This window comes from Allohoeflea poritis (genome assembly GCF_027889715.1).
Classification (GTDB): domain Bacteria; phylum Pseudomonadota; class Alphaproteobacteria; order Rhizobiales; family Rhizobiaceae; genus Hoeflea_A; species Hoeflea_A poritis.
The window spans coordinates 223,417-239,754 of sequence record NZ_JAPJZH010000004.1 but is presented as its reverse complement, the minus strand read 5'-3'; the positions used below and the strand labels follow the sequence as shown (position 1 = coordinate 239,754).

Annotated in this window: 16 protein-coding genes; 7 read left to right on the top strand and 9 right to left on the bottom strand. The window is 61.5% G+C overall.

All coding sequences use genetic code 11. The features are described from left to right. Nucleotides 1-10: 10 nt before the first annotated feature. The 8 genes from OOZ53_RS08540 to OOZ53_RS08505 all read right to left on the bottom strand — a co-directional run bounded on the left by OOZ53_RS08540 (nucleotide 11) and on the right by OOZ53_RS08505 (nucleotide 9,456). Nucleotides 11-637: a TPM domain-containing protein gene (locus tag OOZ53_RS08540; protein ID WP_271089018.1), complete on the bottom strand. Its 627-nt coding sequence runs from the start codon at nucleotides 635-637 to the stop codon at nucleotides 11-13. Next, nucleotides 637-1,446 carry a TPM domain-containing protein gene (locus tag OOZ53_RS08535; RefSeq protein WP_271089017.1) on the bottom strand — a complete coding sequence of 270 codons (810 nt, stop codon included), beginning with the start codon at nucleotides 1,444-1,446 and terminating at the stop codon, nucleotides 637-639. The genes OOZ53_RS08540 and OOZ53_RS08535 overlap by 1 nt, the downstream gene beginning before the upstream one ends. A gap of 11 nt (nucleotides 1,447-1,457) precedes the next feature. Then, the gene (locus OOZ53_RS08530; protein ID WP_271089016.1) at nucleotides 1,458-2,075 is read right to left on the bottom strand and encodes a LemA family protein; all 618 of its coding nucleotides are present in this window, start codon (nucleotides 2,073-2,075) and stop codon (nucleotides 1,458-1,460) included. A 77-nt stretch (nucleotides 2,076-2,152) separates the two neighbouring features. Then, nucleotides 2,153-3,436, bottom strand: a complete 1,284-nt coding sequence (locus tag OOZ53_RS08525; RefSeq protein WP_271089015.1) for an aspartate aminotransferase family protein — start codon at nucleotides 3,434-3,436, stop codon at nucleotides 2,153-2,155. Between the two features lie 12 nt (nucleotides 3,437-3,448). Further along, nucleotides 3,449-4,552 (bottom strand): mandelate racemase/muconate lactonizing enzyme family protein, encoded by a 1,104-nt coding sequence (locus tag OOZ53_RS08520; protein ID WP_271089014.1) that lies wholly within the window; start codon nucleotides 4,550-4,552, stop codon nucleotides 3,449-3,451. A 2-nt stretch (nucleotides 4,553-4,554) separates the two neighbouring features. After that, nucleotides 4,555-5,667 carry a mandelate racemase/muconate lactonizing enzyme family protein gene (locus tag OOZ53_RS08515; protein ID WP_271089013.1) on the bottom strand — a complete coding sequence of 371 codons (1,113 nt, stop codon included), beginning with the start codon at nucleotides 5,665-5,667 and terminating at the stop codon, nucleotides 4,555-4,557. Nucleotides 5,668-5,881: 214 nt separating this feature from the next. Further along, complete coding sequence (locus OOZ53_RS08510) at nucleotides 5,882-6,982, bottom strand: alcohol dehydrogenase family protein (protein WP_271089011.1); 1,101 nt, start codon at nucleotides 6,980-6,982, stop codon at nucleotides 5,882-5,884. Continuing rightward, the gene (locus OOZ53_RS08505) at nucleotides 6,979-9,456 is read right to left on the bottom strand and encodes an FAD-dependent oxidoreductase (protein WP_271089009.1); all 2,478 of its coding nucleotides are present in this window, start codon (nucleotides 9,454-9,456) and stop codon (nucleotides 6,979-6,981) included. The genes OOZ53_RS08510 and OOZ53_RS08505 overlap by 4 nt, the downstream gene beginning before the upstream one ends. Nucleotides 9,457-9,534: 78 nt before the next feature. On the opposite strand from OOZ53_RS08505, the gene OOZ53_RS08500 reads away from it, so the two are divergent. The 7 genes from OOZ53_RS08500 to OOZ53_RS08470 all read left to right on the top strand — a co-directional run bounded on the left by OOZ53_RS08500 (nucleotide 9,535) and on the right by OOZ53_RS08470 (nucleotide 15,242). Next, nucleotides 9,535-10,431 carry a MurR/RpiR family transcriptional regulator gene (locus tag OOZ53_RS08500; RefSeq protein ID WP_271089007.1) on the top strand — a complete coding sequence of 299 codons (897 nt, stop codon included), beginning with the start codon at nucleotides 9,535-9,537 and terminating at the stop codon, nucleotides 10,429-10,431. A 10-nt stretch (nucleotides 10,432-10,441) separates the two neighbouring features. Beyond that, nucleotides 10,442-11,533 (top strand): aromatic ring-hydroxylating oxygenase subunit alpha, encoded by a 1,092-nt coding sequence (locus OOZ53_RS08495; protein WP_271089006.1) that lies wholly within the window; start codon nucleotides 10,442-10,444, stop codon nucleotides 11,531-11,533. Beyond that, entirely contained in the window at nucleotides 11,526-12,983 is a 1,458-nt protein-coding gene (locus OOZ53_RS08490) for an aldehyde dehydrogenase family protein (RefSeq protein WP_271089005.1), read from the top strand. The genes OOZ53_RS08495 and OOZ53_RS08490 overlap by 8 nt, the downstream gene beginning before the upstream one ends. Nucleotides 12,984-12,986: 3 nt before the next feature. Then, the gene (locus tag OOZ53_RS08485) at nucleotides 12,987-13,367 is read left to right on the top strand and encodes a carboxymuconolactone decarboxylase family protein (RefSeq protein ID WP_271089004.1); all 381 of its coding nucleotides are present in this window, start codon (nucleotides 12,987-12,989) and stop codon (nucleotides 13,365-13,367) included. 66 nt (nucleotides 13,368-13,433) lie between these two features. Further along, entirely contained in the window at nucleotides 13,434-13,685 is a 252-nt protein-coding gene (locus OOZ53_RS08480) for a hypothetical protein (RefSeq protein ID WP_271089003.1), read from the top strand. Nucleotides 13,686-13,693: 8 nt separating this feature from the next. Then, a complete protein-coding gene (pdxY, locus tag OOZ53_RS08475; protein WP_271089002.1) occupies nucleotides 13,694-14,596 on the top strand; it encodes a pyridoxal kinase PdxY in 903 nt (300 codons plus the stop codon). Between the two features lie 4 nt (nucleotides 14,597-14,600). Next, a complete protein-coding gene (locus OOZ53_RS08470) occupies nucleotides 14,601-15,242 on the top strand; it encodes a carbonic anhydrase (protein WP_271089001.1) in 642 nt (213 codons plus the stop codon). A 17-nt stretch (nucleotides 15,243-15,259) separates the two neighbouring features. Here OOZ53_RS08470 and OOZ53_RS08465 read toward each other — a convergent pair whose 3' ends face one another. Then, nucleotides 15,260-16,273, bottom strand: a complete 1,014-nt coding sequence (locus OOZ53_RS08465) for an aldo/keto reductase (protein WP_271089000.1) — start codon at nucleotides 16,271-16,273, stop codon at nucleotides 15,260-15,262. Nucleotides 16,274-16,338 lie beyond the last annotated feature (65 nt).

Here is a 16,338-nt window from a genome sequence, read left to right as displayed (position 1 = left end):
CGTGTCTGGTCTAAAGTTCGACCACGCGGTCCGGAAGCTCGTTCCTGTCATCCGGACCGGGTGGAAAATGCTGCGCCAGAAGCGCGCCGGCATCGTTCACCGCCGCCACAAGCGCATCGGCGAGCTTGTTGTTGGCGGCGCCGTCGGTGATGGTGCGGACAATGGCGTTCCACTGTTCCTGATCGACCTTCCCGGAAATGCCGTCATCGGCGATAATCTCCGCGAAATGCTCGTCAAGCGACACGAATATCAGCACGCCCGTGCGGCCCTGCGTGGCGTGGATATTATGCGCGAGGAACTGCTGAACAGCATGCGCATGGGCGCGTCGATACCGCACCGCCTTGGTAACGAATAAAAGCCGCCAGGACGGAAACCGCCAGATCAGGACCATGCTGAGCAGCCAGGCGCAAAGCAGCGCGCTGGAAAATGTGGCCGTGCCGACATCGATCCAGAGCCAGTGGAAGATCCAGGCAATCGCCGTTCCCAGCATCAGGGCGGCGGATGAAAGAACAAAGGCCGCGGCCATGAAATACGGGGCCGACCTGCGGCACACGACGCAATGGATCTCGCCGCTGGTCTTCGCCTCGGCATCGCGTATGGCGGCAGCGATCAGCTCGTGTTCCCGTTTGTCCAGCATCACCAACTCCCCGATGCGCCGCCGCCGCCGGACGAGCCGCCGCCGCCCGAAAACCCGCCGGAACTCGAACCGCTCCATCCCGACGAACGGCCGGACGAACTGCTTGAGCCGCCATAGGTGACCTGCATGCCCAGCCATTTGTAGCGTCCGGGCGCGATCTTCTTTCCGAAAATCCGCGCGAGGATCGAAAAGATGATCATGCTGCCGAAGAACAGGCCGAAAAGGCTGAAAAAGCCGATGGCGGCCAGGTCATCGGGATCGATCCACCGTTCGTTGCGCTTTGCGCGTGCTTCGAGCTCCGCGGCATCGCCTTCCAGCACCGCTATGATGTTGTCGACACCGGCCTGGATACCTCCGGGAAAGTCCCCGGCCCGGAATTCCGGCACGATGGCCTCATCGATGATCAGTTTGGACAGGACGTCGGTCAGGATGCCTTCCAGACCATAGCCGACCTCGATGCGCAACTTGCGGTCATTGACGGCAACCAGCAGCAGGACGCCATTGTTTTCCTCTGCCTGTCCAAGCCCCCAGCGGCGGAACATCAGATTGGCGTAGTGCTCGATCGTCCAGTCGCCAGTGGTGGGGATCGTTGCCACCACCAGCTGGTCGGACGACTTGTCCTCGAAAGCGGCCAATTGCGCTATCAGTCGCGCCTTGGCGTCGTCCGGCAATATGCCGGCGGTGTCCATGACCCGCCCGGTGAGCTGCGGAATGTCCTGGGCCTGTGCGCCGGAATTCGGCGTGAACGCCAGAACGCAAAGAACCAGCAGGCAAAGAGCCCCGCCTTTCATGCGTATGATCCAAACCATCCCGCGCCGCCTCAATCGAAGTTGACCTTGGGAACCTCGCGGCTCTGCGCGTCGATGGTAAAGGTCTGCATCGGCCTGGCCTCCGGATAGAACCAGGACGCCCACCAGCGGCCGGGGATCGTCTTGAGCTCGGTATTATATTTGCGCACCGCCTCGATATAGTCGCGCCGGGCAACGGCAATGCGGTTTTCCGTTCCTTCCAGCTGTGACTGCAGGGCAAGGAAATTCTGATTGGATTTCAGATCCGGATAGGCTTCGGATACGGCCAGCAGGCGGGTCAGCGCGGAGGTCAGCGCCGACTGGTTCTGCTGGAAGGTCTCGAATGCCTGCGGATTGGTCAAAACATCGGACGGGATCTGGACCGATGTCGCCTTGGCGCGCGCATCGACCACGGAGGTCAGCACGTCCTTTTCCTGAGCCGCATAACCTTTGACGGTCTCGATCAAATTGGGAATGAGGTCGGCGCGGCGCTGATACTGGTTGAGCACCTGGCTCCAGGCGGCCTTTGCCTGCTCCTCATAGGTCGGAATGGCATTGATGCCGCAGCCGCTGAGCGCCAGAAGCGACAGCAGGAAAGCAATAACGACACCCGGTCGAAAGGGCCTGAAAAGAGATAGCGCGGCGGTCATGAAAAGATCCCCTCGAATGATCGGGGCCACCATAACCGAACCGCCGCCTGCACGAAACAGCAATCAGGCCGGCGAGCCTATGCGACCGGTTCCCGGCACAGTTCGTTGGCGGCGAACTCGATCGCCTCGACGGTCTGCGCGATATCCTCCTCAGTCAACGCAAGAGAGGGATAAACCTTACCGGGCGACTTGAAGATGCCCCTGGCCCGCAGCGCCGCGTTGAACCGCGCGTTGATCCCGGCATCTGCCGCAAAGACATCGCGGTAGTCACGCACCTCATTGGCTGTGAAGACCACGTCGAACAGGGTCGGATCGCCGACAATGCGGTGGTCGATACCGGCTTTTGTCAGCGCATTTGTCATGGCCGCCATCAGGGTTTCGCCGCTCTTGCGCAGCGCCTCATAGGCACCTGGCCGCCTCAGGATTTCCATCGTCTTGAGGCCCGCAACGGCAGCCACAGGATTGCCGCTCAGCGTTCCGAGCTGCATCAGGAAACCGTCCGCGCCAACCTTCGACTTGTCGAAATGCGCCATGATATCGGCGCGACCGGCGATCGCGGCCAGCGGAAATCCGCCGCCGATCACCTTGCCGAGCGTGCACACATCCGGCACCACGCCGTAAAGCTCCTGTGCTCCGCCATAGGCAAAGCGGAAACCGGTCACGATCTCGTCGAAGATCAGGACGATGCCATTGTTCGAGCATTCCTCGCGCAGCGCTTCAAGGAAACCCGGTTGCGGGGGAATGATGCGCTGCAGCGGTTCGACGATGATCGCCGCGATCTTGCCCTGGTATTCCGCGATCAGGGAACGCACGAATTCGATGTCGTTGAACGGCGCGATCAGCATTTCGTCGCGCACACTGGAAGGAATGCCGGCGGAATCGGGAACGGCAGTGGGAAAATTGGCCAACCGGGAGGGCGCCAGGCTCATCTGCGCCTCTGCCGACATGCCGTGATATCCGCCCTCGAACTTGATGATCCTGTCGCGCCCGGTAAAGGCACGGGCGAGCCGCATCGCGTACATGTCCGCTTCGCCGCCGGACGAGACATAGCGCACCATTTCCGAGCAGGGAACGGCGCGGCAGATTTCCTCGGCAAGTTCGATGCCCCGCGCATTGTTGGCAAAGAATGTCATGCCCTTGCCCAGCTGTTCCTGTACGGCATCAAGGACTTCCGCGTGTCCGTGACCGAGCATCATCGGTCCCGAGCCGATCAGATAGTCGATATATTCGTTGCCGTCCTCATCCCAAACGCGCGAACCCTTGCCTTCGCGGATGATGATGCCGGGATCGAAATTGCCGAAACCGCCGGCCGGAAGCACGGCGCCCGCCCGCTCGATCCATTCCTGCTGCGAGGTACCCATGGTCTTGCCTTTCTAGTCGAATTGCGCGGCAGCTTGTCCGAGCCGGTCCGGATCGGGCGTTATCCCGAGACCCGTGCCGTCGGGCGGCGCAATGCGGCCTTCTTGCCGCACCGGCCCGTCCGGCGCAAGGCGCGGCGAAACGTAACCTGAAAGATCGCAGACATTCATCACCGCCTTCGGATCGGTCGCGGCGCCGAGATGAAGCAGGGCCGCGGTCGTGATGTCCGATCCCCAGGTGTCTTCGATGCACATCTGCGCGCCGAGATGCACACACAGGTCGCGGGCGCGGCGGCTGGCGCTGACACCGCCCATTTTCGAGAGCTTGATCGCCACCGCATCCATGCACTGGAGACTGTGCGCCTTGAGCAGCGACTCCGCATCATGTGCATTTTCATCGATCTTCATGGGCAGCCCGGTGGCGGATTTGACAGCAGCGCAGTCTTCAAGCGTGGCACAGGGCTGTTCGAACATGACGTCCAGTCCCGACACGGCGCGTCCGACCCGTATGGCATCGAGCCGGCTCGAGCCGCAATTCCAGTCGCCATAGACCAGCGGGCCGTCGCCGACCGCCGCACGCACCTTGGCGAGCCGCTCCACATCCGCCTGCCAGTCATCGTCGGCGCCGAGCTTGACCTGGAATTGCCGGATACCCTGCGCATAAGCGTCCTTGGCGATCCGCACCATCTCGTCCGGCGCAATGCAGGTGATCGAATGATAGAGCGGCAGGTCACGCACCCGCCGCCCGCCAAGAAGCGCGTGGAGCGGCAGACCGGCAACCTTTGCCGTGATATCCCACAATGCAATGTCGATTGGAGATTTGGCATAGGCATGACCGATCAGATGGGCATCGAGGCAGTCCATCAAAGCTTCCGGCCCGACCGGGTCGGCGCCGATCAGCACCGGCGCCATTTCCTCGATCGCCGGCGCGATGCCGCGCGCATAGGCCGGCAGATAATGCGGGATCGGGCAGGCTTCACCCCAGCCATCGATCCCGGCATCGGTTTCAAGCCGAACGGCGACGGTCTCGACCGTCTCGCATTTCTTGCCGGCCGCCATATTGTAAGCAGTGTGGCTTGCAAGGGGCACATGCCAGATCGTTATCCGGGTAATTTTCATGGTTACACCCCGTAAACCGCGACCGGTTCGCCGAGGATCGCTTCGTCGGGTTCGCAGCCAAGGCCGGGGGCTTCGCCGATCGTCATGATGCCGTCGATGCAGCGGCAGCCCTGGCCGGGTGCGACATCGATTGTCAGCATGTCCTGGCATGCCCAGCTTGCGTGGATGAATTCCTGCGGGACCGATTGGGCAAGATGCGCAGCCTCCGTATCGGCCAGCACAGATCCGCCGGTGGCCATCACGAACATCTGGATGCCATGGGCTATTGCGACATCACGGATGCGCCGCGCTTTTGTCAGCCCGCCGACCCGGTTCAGCTTGATGCCGAAGACATCGGCAATGCCTTCGCGAGCAATGCGGCAGGCGTCCTGAAGCGTGACGAGTGTCTCGTCGACGCTGATTGGCGCGGTGGTCACTTTCCGGATTTCGGCGATATCGTCCAGCGTTTCTCCCGGTTGCTCGAAGGTCACGCCAAGATCGGCGACCGCGTTCATGACAATGCTCGCCTCGCGGCGGGTCCAGGCCCGATTGACATCGTAGAGAATGATTTCCTGCGGGCGTCGTTGCGCCTCCAGATGCCGGATACGCTCGATGTCCCTGTCGACATCGCTGCCACCGACCTTGGCGGAATGGGCGACATACCCCATCGCGCGGTAACGCTCGATAATGCCGGTCATATAGTCCGGATCGCCCGAAGAAACCGATGAAGCCGCCGGTGTGCCGGTTTCGCGCTTGCCGCCCAGCAGATCGGCGACCGGCAGGCCGAAGGCCTTGCCCATGATGTCCCAGCAGGCGAGATCGATCGGCGCCTTGGCGTATAGATGCCCGGGCAGGCAAAGATCCATGGCCCGCTCGACCAGCTCCACCTTGCGCGGATCGAGCCCGAGCACGGCTTTGGCCATGGTCTCGATGCCCGCACGGATCCCGGGACCATGCGCCGGAACATAGGTGTGCCCCCAGGGCGTGCCTTCGCCCCAGCCGACAAGGCCCGCATCGGTTTCGAGCTTGACGAAGGTCGCGTCGAGCACCTCGAACTTCAGCCGCCCGCCCGACAGCCAGTAGGGATCGGCCAGCGGCAGGTCCTTGTGATAGACCGAGATGCGGGTGATCTTCATTGCTTAGAGCAATTCTGAGTTAGATTGGATCATTTGACCGTGGCGATTTTGGTCGCTGGTTAGGCGGATTGCGCGCCGTGGTGCCAACCCACCACAAGCGTGAGCCAACGACGCCAGGGGCCAAAATCGCCCGGCCCATTCATCTTTTATTTTCAATACGATAGTCCTCTCGAGGGTGCGGAAATCAAATGCTCCAATCTAACTCAGAATTGCTCTAGCCCATCGTGACGACAATGTTGCCGATATGCTTCTTGTCGATGAAGGCCTGTTGCGCATCGCGAAGTTTTTCGAGCGGAAAGGCCTCGGCCAGAACGGGTTTGACCTCGCCACGCTCGATATAGCCGACGAGATCGCCGAAGGTGCCCGGCGGCACGACGGTCGCACCGGTAAAGGTCAGATCGTGCAGGTAGAGCGTGCGCAAGTCGAGATCGACAATCGGCCCGGCAATCGCGCCGGAACAGGTATAGCGTCCGCCGCGTTCCAACACATCGATGAGCGTCGCGAAATAATCGCCGCCGACAACGTCCGCAACGACGCTCACACTGTCGCGTCCGATCACGCGCTTCAATTCGGACTTGAGATCGCCGGGCGCGCGGTCGAGCACGGCAACGGGGCCGAGTGCTGCGACCTGGTCATGTTTCGCCCTGCCGGCCATGGCAATGGTTTTGGCGCCGCGCCGATTGGCAAGCTGGATAAGCGCCGAGCCGACACCGCCCGATGCGCCGGGAATGAGGACCGTATCGCCCTCTTTGACATTCGCCCGGTTGAGCATGTTTTCCGCTGTCACCCATGACGTTGCGAAGGTCGCAAGCTCGGCATCGCTCAGATCGCAGTCAACGGGAAAGACGGCCCGGTCGACAATCTTGAGATATTCGGCGAAGCCGCCATCCATTTCCGAACCGAGATAGCGGCACTTGTTCATATCGAGCGGATCGTCGGGATCGCGGATCCATGTCTCCACCATCACCCGTTTGCCGATGAGCGACGCATCCGCGCCCTCCCCGGCGGCGACCACCGTGCCGGCGACGTCGGCTCCCTGGATGCGTGGGAAGGCAATCGGCGCGCCGCCCCAGGACGGGTCTTCCTCGCCGACATCGTCGAACCCGCCGCCGGTCGTCGCCTCTGTGACGGCCTTCGAATACCAGCCCGTACGCGTGTTGACGTCGGTATTGTTGAGCCCGCAGGCATGCACCTTGATCAGCACCTCGCCCGGACCCGGCTGCGGCACCGGCCAGTCGCTGCGGTATTCCAGCTTGTCCATATCACCGTGGCCGGTCAGGACCACCGCATGCATTGTTTCCGGAATGGTCGTCATTCGGCCGCCTCCTCAACGGGCTGATCTGTTTGGGGCAGACGACTTTCCGGATCATAAGCCGGCTCACTATATACAATCGCCTTACGTGGTTTGCCGGCTATCATAACAGTCAGTTCGGTGCCCGGTTTAGCCGCATGCGGCTTGATATAGGCAAAGGCGAGGATCGTTCCGACCGTGTGCCCATAGGCGACCGACGCCGTCGATCCGACGACCGTATCGCCCAGAAGCACAGCCTCGCCGCCATGGCCGTCCTCGATGCCGTCCGGCTCGATCGACAGATAGGCGCAGATCCAGGGCAACGCTCCGGCAAGGCTCGCTTCCGTCGCCTCCTTGCCGACGAAATCGCCCTTGTCCGGCTTGACGAAGCGCATCACGTCGGCTTCCGGCAGCGTTACCTCATTTGTCAGCTCGCCGGCGCCCTTGAACATTTTCTCCATGCGCATCGCGTTCATTGCGAAGGAGCCGTAATCGGCAATGCCGTAAGACTCGCCGGTCGCCCACAACGCATCATAAACGGCCAGCATCTTGTCGCGCGGTCCGTGGATTTCCCATCCGAGCTCGCCGCAATAGGACATGCGGAAAGCCCACATTTCGTGGCCCGCAATGGTAATCTGCCGGGCTGTCAGCCAGCGGAATCCGGCATTATCCAGCGCCGCATCCGTGTTGGCGCAAAGCACCGCGCGCGATTTCGGCCCCTGAAGGGCGATGGCCGCCCAGTCGTCGGAAAGCTTGGTGAACGCAACCGTCTCGCCATCGCGGTGCCGCTCCAGATGATCGAGAAGCCTTTGCTCGAAAAAGGCCGCGCAAACCAGATAGAACCGATCCTCGTCAAACTTGACGACCGTCAGCTCGATTTCGATGCGGCCGCGCCGGTTCAGAAGATGCGTCAGCGCAATACCGCCGACCTTCCGGGGCAGGCGGTTGGCGACCAGCCTGTCGAGAAGGCGTTCGGCACCGGCGCCGCTGACCTCGACCTTGGTGAAGGCGGAGATGTCCATGATCCCGGCGCCGCTGCGCACCGCCCGGACCTCGGCGCCCACCATGTCGTGCACGACATTGCGCCGGAAGGAGTAGTGATCCTCCTGCGCCACGCCGTCCCTTGCGAACCAGCGCGGGCGCTCGTGCCCGTAGACTTCCTCATAGACGGCGCCCTTCTGCTTCAGACGCTCATAGAGCGGGCTCGGCTTGATCGGCCGCCCGGCAAGCCGGTTGAAATGCGGAAACGGGATCTCGTGGCGCAGGCAATAATCTTCCCTGGCCTTGACGATCTGCCAGTCTTTGTCCGCATAGGCGCCGAAACGCCGCGGATCGTATTCGCGCATGGAGATATCGGCAGCGCCGTGCACCATCCAGCGGGCCAGTTCGCGCGTCAGGCCCGGTCCCCAGCCAATGCCGATCTGCGTGCCGCAGCAGCACCAGTAATTGCCGACACCGGGTGCCGGACCGATTAGCGGATTGCCGTCCGGCGGATGCGAGATGGCGCCGTGCACGGTGCGCTTGATGCCGAGTTCCGCGAAGATCGGCATGCGGTCCAGGGCGTTTTCCAGCCACGGCATCACGCGCTCGTAATCGGCGTCGAAAAGCTCGTTCTCTGCCTCCCATGGGCAGTGATCTTCCCACACCGTGTTGGGATTTTCCTTTTCATAGATGCCGATCAATCCGGATTTTTGCTCCATGCGGATGTAACCGGACACCAGCGCGTCGTCCCGAATGACCGGGAGCTCATAATCAAGGTCTTTGAATTCAGGGACCGTATCGGTAACGAAATAATGGTGGGTCATGGATGTCATGGGCAGTTGCAGCCCGCTCCAATCACCCATCTGCCGTGCATAGGTGCCGCCGGCATTGACCACATGCTCGCAGACAATATCGCCGCGCTCGGTCGACACTTTCCATTCGCCGCTTGGCAGTTGCTTGATATCGGTCGCCCGGCAACGGCGGATGATCCGCGCGCCGCGCTGGCGGGCGCCGACGGCGAGCGCCTGGGTGATGCCGGACGGGTCCGCATGGCCGTCATCGGGCGTGTGCAGGGCGCCGATAACCCCGTCGAGATTGTAGAACGGATGCAGCTCTGCGATCCGGTTTTTGCCGACGATCTCGATATTGAAACCGAGCGACCGGCCGACGCTGAGCGTATGGCGCAGCCAGTCCATTTCGTCTTCCGAATAGGCCAGGCGGAACGATCCGCAGCCATGCCACGTGACCGACTGCCCGGTCTCCGCCTCAAGCTTTCCCGAATAAAGGCCGATATTGTAGTCGACGCATTTGCCGAGTCCGAAGCTCGACGTCGAATGGGTGATCTGGCCGGCCGCGTGCCAGGTGGAACCGGATGTCAGTTCGGATTTTTCCAGGAGCACGACATCGGTCCAGCCCTCATGGGCGAGATGATAGGCCAGACCGCAGCCCATGATTCCGCCGCCGACGATGACGACACGCGCCGTGGACGGCACAGATCCCTTGATATCTTCTGTCACAGGATTTTCCCGGGGCTTGGTGAACAATTCTGTAGACAGGCTAATCGTACAAATGTACTTTCGTCAACCATGAATAATATGATCGTACCACAAGGTGCCGAAACCGCGCCGCAGGGTGTTCTTGAAACGCTGGCCGAAACGCTCGGCGACATGACACCGGAAGTCCGCAAGGCGGCCTCCTATGTGCTTGAAAACCCGAACGATGTCGGTGTCTCGTCCATCCGCGAGATCGCCGATGCGGCCAAGGTCAAACCCAATACGTTCGTGCGCATGGCCCGCACGGTCGGCTTCGGCGGGTATGAGGATTTCCGCGAACCCTTCCGCCAGGAGATCCGGCGCGGCGGCATCAGCTTTCCGGACCGCGCCCGCTGGCTGCAGTCCCTTGCAAGGGGCGGAAAACTGTCGAAGCTCTACGCGGACATGGCCGCCAGCGCCATCCGCAACATCGAAGAGACCTTCGCGGCGGCAAGCGACCAAACCATGAAAGCGGCCGCCGACGCCATTGTCGCGGCCCGCCGGACCTTCGTGCTCGGCGTCGGCGTCAACAGCCTGAACGCACGCAACTTCACCTATCTTGCCGACATGGCCGTCGATACGATCGAGGCGATCCCGCGCCCCGGCAGCGTTGCCATCGACGATCTGGCGCGCGCCACTTCCGGCGATGTGCTGATCGCGATCACCTGCAAACCCTATCGTTCGGAGGTCGTCGAGGCCGTGGAACTGGCCCGCGCGCAGGGCTTGACCATCATCGCCATATCCGACAGCCCCGCTTCGCCGATCGTCATTGCCAGCGACCACGCCTTCATTGTCACAGCCGATACGCCGCAGTTTTTTCCGTCCTCCGTCTCGACAATCGCATTGCTCGAAGCCCTGATGGCATTCGTCATTGCCGATGCGGAACCGGACGTGATCTCCAATATCGAACGCTTTCATGAGCGCCGCCATGCGCTCGGTATTTACGCAGCCGAAGAATGAGGCAATACCGATGACCGCGCCCGTTGAACTGGTCCGCTCGCTGGACGCCCGCTTCTATACGGATCCCCAGATCTTCGAGATCGAACGCAACGGCCTGATGACCCGAACGTGGCAGTTCGCCGGTCATGTCGCCCAGCTCAAGGAACCTGGCACCTATTTCACCTTCGAGATCGCCGGCCAGAGCCTGTTCTGCATCCGCGACAAGGCGGGCGAAATCCGCGCCTTCTATAATGTGTGTCAGCACCGGGCGCACGAGCTGGTCAGCGGAACCGGCCACGCCGGGCTCATCGTGTGCCCCTATCACGCCTGGACCTATGAACTGACCGGCAAGCTGCGCTCCGGGCCCAACATCAAGGCGGTGCCCGGTTTCGACCGCAGCGAGATTTGCCTGACTTCGGTGAAGGTCGAGGAGTTCTGCGGCTTCCTTTTCGTCAATCTCGATCCCGATGCGGCGCCGATGGACGAGTGGTTTCCGGGCGCGAGACAGGAACTGGCGGCCTTCGTGCCGAACCATGCCGAACTTGAGCCTCTGCAATGGGTCGAGATTCCGGAAAACTGCAACTGGAAGGTTTCCGTCGAGAACTATTCCGAATGCTATCACTGCAAGATCAACCATCCGACATTCGCCACCGGCGTGATCAAACCGGAGACTTACGACATTCAGCCGCAGGGTTACTGCCTGCGGCATACGACGGAATGCCAGAACCTTGAGAGCATGACCTACCCCATCGACCTCGATGCCAATGAGCACGCGGGCGACTATTCGTCCTGGTTCCTCTGGCCGATGTTCTCCTTCCAGGTTTATCCGGGCAATGTGCTCAATACCTACCATTGGCGTGCGATTGACGCAGATCATGTCATTGTATGGCGGGGCTGGTACAGCGTCGGCGGCCAGGACTCCGATATTGTTTCAAGGCTCGCCGCCCAGGATCGCGGAACCACCGTCGAGGAGGACATCCATCTCGTCGAATCCGTCCAGCGGGGCATGAAAAGCCGGGGCTATCGTCCCGGACCGCTCGTGCTCGATCCGGCCTGCGGCGTCAATTCCGAGCACTCGGTGCGGGTGCTGCAGCAATGGATGAGAGAAGCGGTTGATGGTTGAAGTCGCGCCCTATTGGCAGAACTATATTGACGGCGGCTTTGTCGACGGGGGCGCCGGACGCCTCGCGGTCGACGATCCGGGAACGGGCGAAAAGCTTGCCGAACAGGCGCTGGCCGATGCCGGCGATGTCGACCATGCGGTCGGCGCTGCGCGGCGCTGCCACGAAAGCGGCGCGTTGAGCGCTCTGCGTCCGGTCGAGCGCGGCCGTCTCATCCGCGCCATGGGCGATTATCTTCTTGAAAAAATAGATGAAATTGCACCGATCCTGACCCTGGAATCCGGCAAGCCATTGTGGGAAGCGCGGATCGAGATCGAAGGCGCCGCGCGCTATTTCGAATATTACGGCAACCAGGCGGAGACCCTCGAGGGCCGGTCGATCCCGCTGGGCGCCGGCTATTTCGACTTCACCGTGCTCGAACCTTACGGCGTCTCGGCGCAGATCATTCCTTGGAACTATCCGCTGGAGATGACGGCACGGTCGCTGTCTGCGGCGCTTGCCACCGGCAATGCCTGCGTGATCAAGACCCCGGAGCTCGATCCGCTGACCAACCGCTATTTTGCCCTTGCGGCCGAGGCCGCCGGCCTTCCCGGGGGCGCGCTCAACATCCTTTGCGGGCACGGTCAGGAGGCGGGCGCCGCGCTTTCGGCCCATCCCGGCGTCAACCAGATCGTCTTTACCGGCTCGGTCCCCACCGGAACCGCCATCGCCGCAGCAGCCGCGAAAAATGTCGTTCCATGCGTTCTGGAACTGGGTGGAAAATCTGCGGCCATTGTCCATGACGACGCCGATATCGACGCCTTCATGAGCGATGTGCGCTGGGGCATCTATTTCAATGCCGGCCAGGTCTGTTCGGCCATGTCGCGGGTCATTGTTCACGAAAGCATCCACGACCGGCTTGTCGAACGTGTCGTCTCGCTTGCGAAGGAACTGTCTGTCGGACCTGGCATCGAGCGGCCGGAATTCGGGGCCAATATGGGCGCCATGGTTTCGGAACGCCAGCGCGACCGGGCGGCCGGCATGTGCTCGGCCGCGCAGCGTGAAGGCGCGGTCGCGGCAACCGGAGGACGCCCCATGAACCGGCCGGGCTGGTTCCTCGAGCCGACCGTCCTGACAGGCGTGACGCCCGATATGACCATTGCCAATGAAGAGGTTTTCGGGCCGGTCCTCTCGGTGCTGAAATTCTCCGGCGACGAGGAAGCGCTGCAGATCGCCAATGGCACGCCCTACGGGCTGGTCGGCGGCGTCTTTACCGCCGACCTCGACCGGGCAATGCGGGCATCAAGGCAATTGCGGGCCGGACAGGTCTTCGTCAATGAATGGTACGCCGGCGGCGTCGAAACGCCCTTCGGCGGCTACGGAAAGTCAGGCTACGGACGCGAAAAGGGCCGCGAGGCCTTGCTGAACTATGTGCAGACAAAGAATGTCGCGATCAGGCTGGGAGCGAATTGACCGATGGACAAGGACCGCTTTGAAAAAGGACTGGCGCAACGCAAGGCAACACTCGGCGCCGAATATGTCGAAAAGAACCTCGCCGCCGCGGACGATTTCACCCGCCCCTTCCAGGAGGCGATGACCGAGTGGTGCTGGGGCTTCGGCTGGGGCGACGAGACAATCGACGCCAAAACGCGTTCGATGATGAATCTCGCCATGATCGGCGCGCTGGGCAAGATGCAGGAATGGGAAACCCATTGCCGCGGCGCCCGTACAAACGGCGTTTCCGTCGAGGAAATCCGCGCCATCATCCATGTGGTCGGCATTTATTGCGGCGTGCCGCAGGCGCTTGAATGCTTCCGCGTCGCCCGCAAGGTGCTGGAAGAAGAAGGCGCGCTCTGATCGCCGGTATTGCCCGTTTCAAATCCGGCCCTCATGTACTAGTTTGACCCGAAAAGGGTTGAAACCATGCCGGATGACGACGACCAGAAGTCACGCGACGCACAGCGCGACCTGGACAGGCTGCGCGAAGAAGGCGGTCTTCTGAACGCGCCGAAGATGAAGCCGAAGTCCAAGACGGTCAAAGGACATTTCCTTGCCGAAGATGTCGACCAGTCCGATCGCATCGAGGTCTGGGGAAGCCGTATCGGCCGTATTCTTTCCTTGATCGCCGTCTTCATTCTGATTATCTGGTTGGTCAATTTCCTGCAGCGCAACTGAGAGATCCCATGTCCGACAGCCAATTGCAGACGCCGGGCCGTCAGACGGTTCTGGTGATCTCCAGTCACGTCGTGCGCGGATCGGTCGGCAACAGGGCTATCGTCTTCGCACTCGAGACCTTGGGACATCCGGTCTGGGCGCTGCCGACCGTTGTCCTTCCCTGGCACCCGGGCCACGGGCCGGCGACGAGGGCAACGCTGCCGGCGGGCGAATTCTCGGCAATTGTCGACGATCTTTGCCGCGCGCCGTGGCTTGGCGAGGTGGGCGCGGTGCTCTCAGGCTATCTCGGCAATGATGCGCAGGCCCATGATGTGGCGCGGCTGGTGACCGCCGTTCGGGAAAGGAATGCCGATGCGCTCTATGTCTGCGATCCGGTGATCGGCGACAAGTCCGGATTATACGTGCCTGAGGACACCGCCAGGGCCATACGGGACGAACTCCTCCCGATCGCCTCGGTCGCGACCCCCAACCGGTATGAGCTGGAATGGATCGCCGGGACCGCATTTGCGGACAATGCCGCAATCGTCGAAGCGGCGCGGAGCCTCGCGCCTGAACGCGTCCTCGTCACCACCGCCTTTGCGATGATGGGCAACAGCACCGGCAACCTGCTTGTCACCGGCAAAGATGCGTTTTTGGCCGAGCATCAGGCAATTCCCGACCCGCCCAACGGCCCGGGCGATCTGCTCTCCGCACTCTTTCTTTCCCGTCTCCTGGGTGGTGGCAACGATGAACGGGCGTTGGAAAAGGCGACGGCTTCGGTCTTCGAAATCCTGGCACGCACGGCAAAGCACGGCGCCGACGAGTTGACACTGGAGCGTGAGACCGCCAGTCTCGTGCGCCCTTTCGCGCCGGTGCAGATGCGCCGCATCGCGAGACCGGCAAAGCCGCAAAAGACAAAGAACAAGGAATGATGAAATGAGCGGATTTCCCGACCGGTTGCTGGCCGGCTACGACCGGTTCATGCATGGACGCTATGAAGAAGAGCGCGACCGCTACCGGGACCTTGCCGAGAAGGGACAGAAACCGCAAACCCTTATCATTGCCTGCTGCGATTCGCGCGCCGCGCCGGAGACCATCTTCAACAGCGGCCCGGGCGAACTCTTCGTCATACGCAATGTCGCCAACCTCGTGCCGCCCTATGCGCCGGACGGCGAGTTTCATTCGACCTCCGCCGCGCTCGAATTTGCGGTGCAGTCCCTGCGTGTCCGCCACATCGTCGTCATGGGCCATGGCCGTTGCGGCGGCATAGCGGCGGCGCTCGACCCCAATGCGGAGCCGCTCTCTCCGGGAGACTTTATCGGGCGCTGGATGAGCCTGCTGACACCGGTCAGTTCCGAGATCCAGCAAAGCACGATGCTGACGGCAGGTGAGCGGCAGACCGCTTTGGAGCGCATCTCGATCCGCAATTCCCTGTCCAATCTGCGCACATTCCCCTGTGTGAAGATTCTCGAGGACAAGGGAAAGCTCGACCTGCACGGCGCCTGGTTCGACATCTCTTCCGGTGAGCTCTGGGTGATGGATGAAGCCACCGGCGACTTCTCCCGGCCGGGCCGGTAACATATCGGCTATGCGATTCAGGACCGGTCCAGGATTGCATTGATCTCGTCGACCTGCGTCGCCGTGAGCGGTCCGAATTCGATCGCGGTCAGATTCTCCCGTGCCTGCTCCTCATTACGAATCCCGGGTATCGGGACAGCACGGTCGCTCTGCGCCCATATCCATGCCAGCGCGCCCTGGACGAGCGTACGGCCGCTACTTGTCAGGACCTCCCGGATGGCCTCCAGACGTTCCGTCCACTCCCGATTCGCTCCACCGCTCCTCAGAAAATAGCGCTGCCAGTCTGGCCCGGCAGAGCGGATATCGTCCTTTGGCAAGCGGCTCTCGGGTGTGTATTTTCCGCTCAGCAGGCCCATTGCAAGCGGCAGTCGGATGAGCGCGGCGAAATCATTTTGGTGACAGATTTCGAGCATCTCCGGCGCCTGCTGAAAGACGTTCATATTGAACTGCGCGGCTGCCGCGCCGTCATGGCCGGACCAGCTATTGGCGCGCTCCGGGTCGTCCGTGCTCCATCCGAAATAGCGAATCTTGCCTTCCCTCCGCAGCCCCTCGAGCACCTCCGCAACGCCCTGTGCAGCATCGATTTCGAGGTCGGAAATATGCAACTGATAGAGGTCTATGATTTCCGTTTTCAACCGGTGCAATGATGCCTCGCACGCCGCCCTGATGTAACGCTCGGACCATTTTTGACCGATCAGTTCCTTACGATCTTCATCAATCACATTGCCGAATTTCGTCGCCAGGAAAACGCGATCGCGGCGTCCGGTCAGAGCCTCGCCGATCACCCTTTCGCAGTGTCCCGCACCATAGGCGTCGGCCGTGTCGATAAGCTTTGCGCCACAATCCAGTGCGCAATGTATGGCACGAATCGAGACAGAATCCTCGGCATTTCCGTATCCGATCGGCGTTCCTTTCGGAAGCACCCATTTTTCACCACTGAAAAATGGGCCTCTAAGGGCCCAGGTTCCCATTCCCATGGGACCGACAATCGAGTCGCCAATCGTTATCTTTTTGTTTTTAAATATATTCATGCTATATTCCCGTAAATCTTGCCTATTTTCCGGACGCTGCACATGAGCAATATTCCACAATTGTC

Bases quoted from the DNA above. Each gene is read 5' to 3' on its own strand.
- OOZ53_RS08540 (WP_271089018.1), bottom strand. From the start codon at position 637: ATGCTGGACAAACGGGAACACGAGCTGATCGCTGCCGCCATACGCGAT.
- OOZ53_RS08535 (WP_271089017.1), bottom strand. From the start codon at position 1,446: ATGGTTTGGATCATACGCATGAAAGGCGGGGCTCTTTGCCTGCTGGTT.
- OOZ53_RS08530 (WP_271089016.1), bottom strand. From the start codon at position 2,075: ATGACCGCCGCGCTATCTCTTTTCAGGCCCTTTCGACCGGGTGTCGTT.
- OOZ53_RS08525 (WP_271089015.1), bottom strand. From the start codon at position 3,436: ATGGGTACCTCGCAGCAGGAATGGATCGAGCGGGCGGGCGCCGTGCTT.
- OOZ53_RS08520 (WP_271089014.1), bottom strand. From the start codon at position 4,552: ATGAAAATTACCCGGATAACGATCTGGCATGTGCCCCTTGCAAGCCAC.
- OOZ53_RS08515 (WP_271089013.1), bottom strand. From the start codon at position 5,667: ATGAAGATCACCCGCATCTCGGTCTATCACAAGGACCTGCCGCTGGCC.
- OOZ53_RS08510 (WP_271089011.1), bottom strand. From the start codon at position 6,982: ATGACGACCATTCCGGAAACAATGCATGCGGTGGTCCTGACCGGCCAC.
- OOZ53_RS08500 (WP_271089007.1), top strand. From the start codon at position 9,535: ATGATCGTACCACAAGGTGCCGAAACCGCGCCGCAGGGTGTTCTTGAA.
- OOZ53_RS08495 (WP_271089006.1), top strand. From the start codon at position 10,442: ATGACCGCGCCCGTTGAACTGGTCCGCTCGCTGGACGCCCGCTTCTAT.
- OOZ53_RS08490 (WP_271089005.1), top strand. From the start codon at position 11,526: ATGGTTGAAGTCGCGCCCTATTGGCAGAACTATATTGACGGCGGCTTT.
- OOZ53_RS08485 (WP_271089004.1), top strand. From the start codon at position 12,987: ATGGACAAGGACCGCTTTGAAAAAGGACTGGCGCAACGCAAGGCAACA.
- OOZ53_RS08480 (WP_271089003.1), top strand. From the start codon at position 13,434: ATGCCGGATGACGACGACCAGAAGTCACGCGACGCACAGCGCGACCTG.
- pdxY (WP_271089002.1), top strand. From the start codon at position 13,694: ATGTCCGACAGCCAATTGCAGACGCCGGGCCGTCAGACGGTTCTGGTG.
- OOZ53_RS08470 (WP_271089001.1), top strand. From the start codon at position 14,601: ATGAGCGGATTTCCCGACCGGTTGCTGGCCGGCTACGACCGGTTCATG.
- OOZ53_RS08465 (WP_271089000.1), bottom strand. From the start codon at position 16,273: ATGAATATATTTAAAAACAAAAAGATAACGATTGGCGACTCGATTGTC.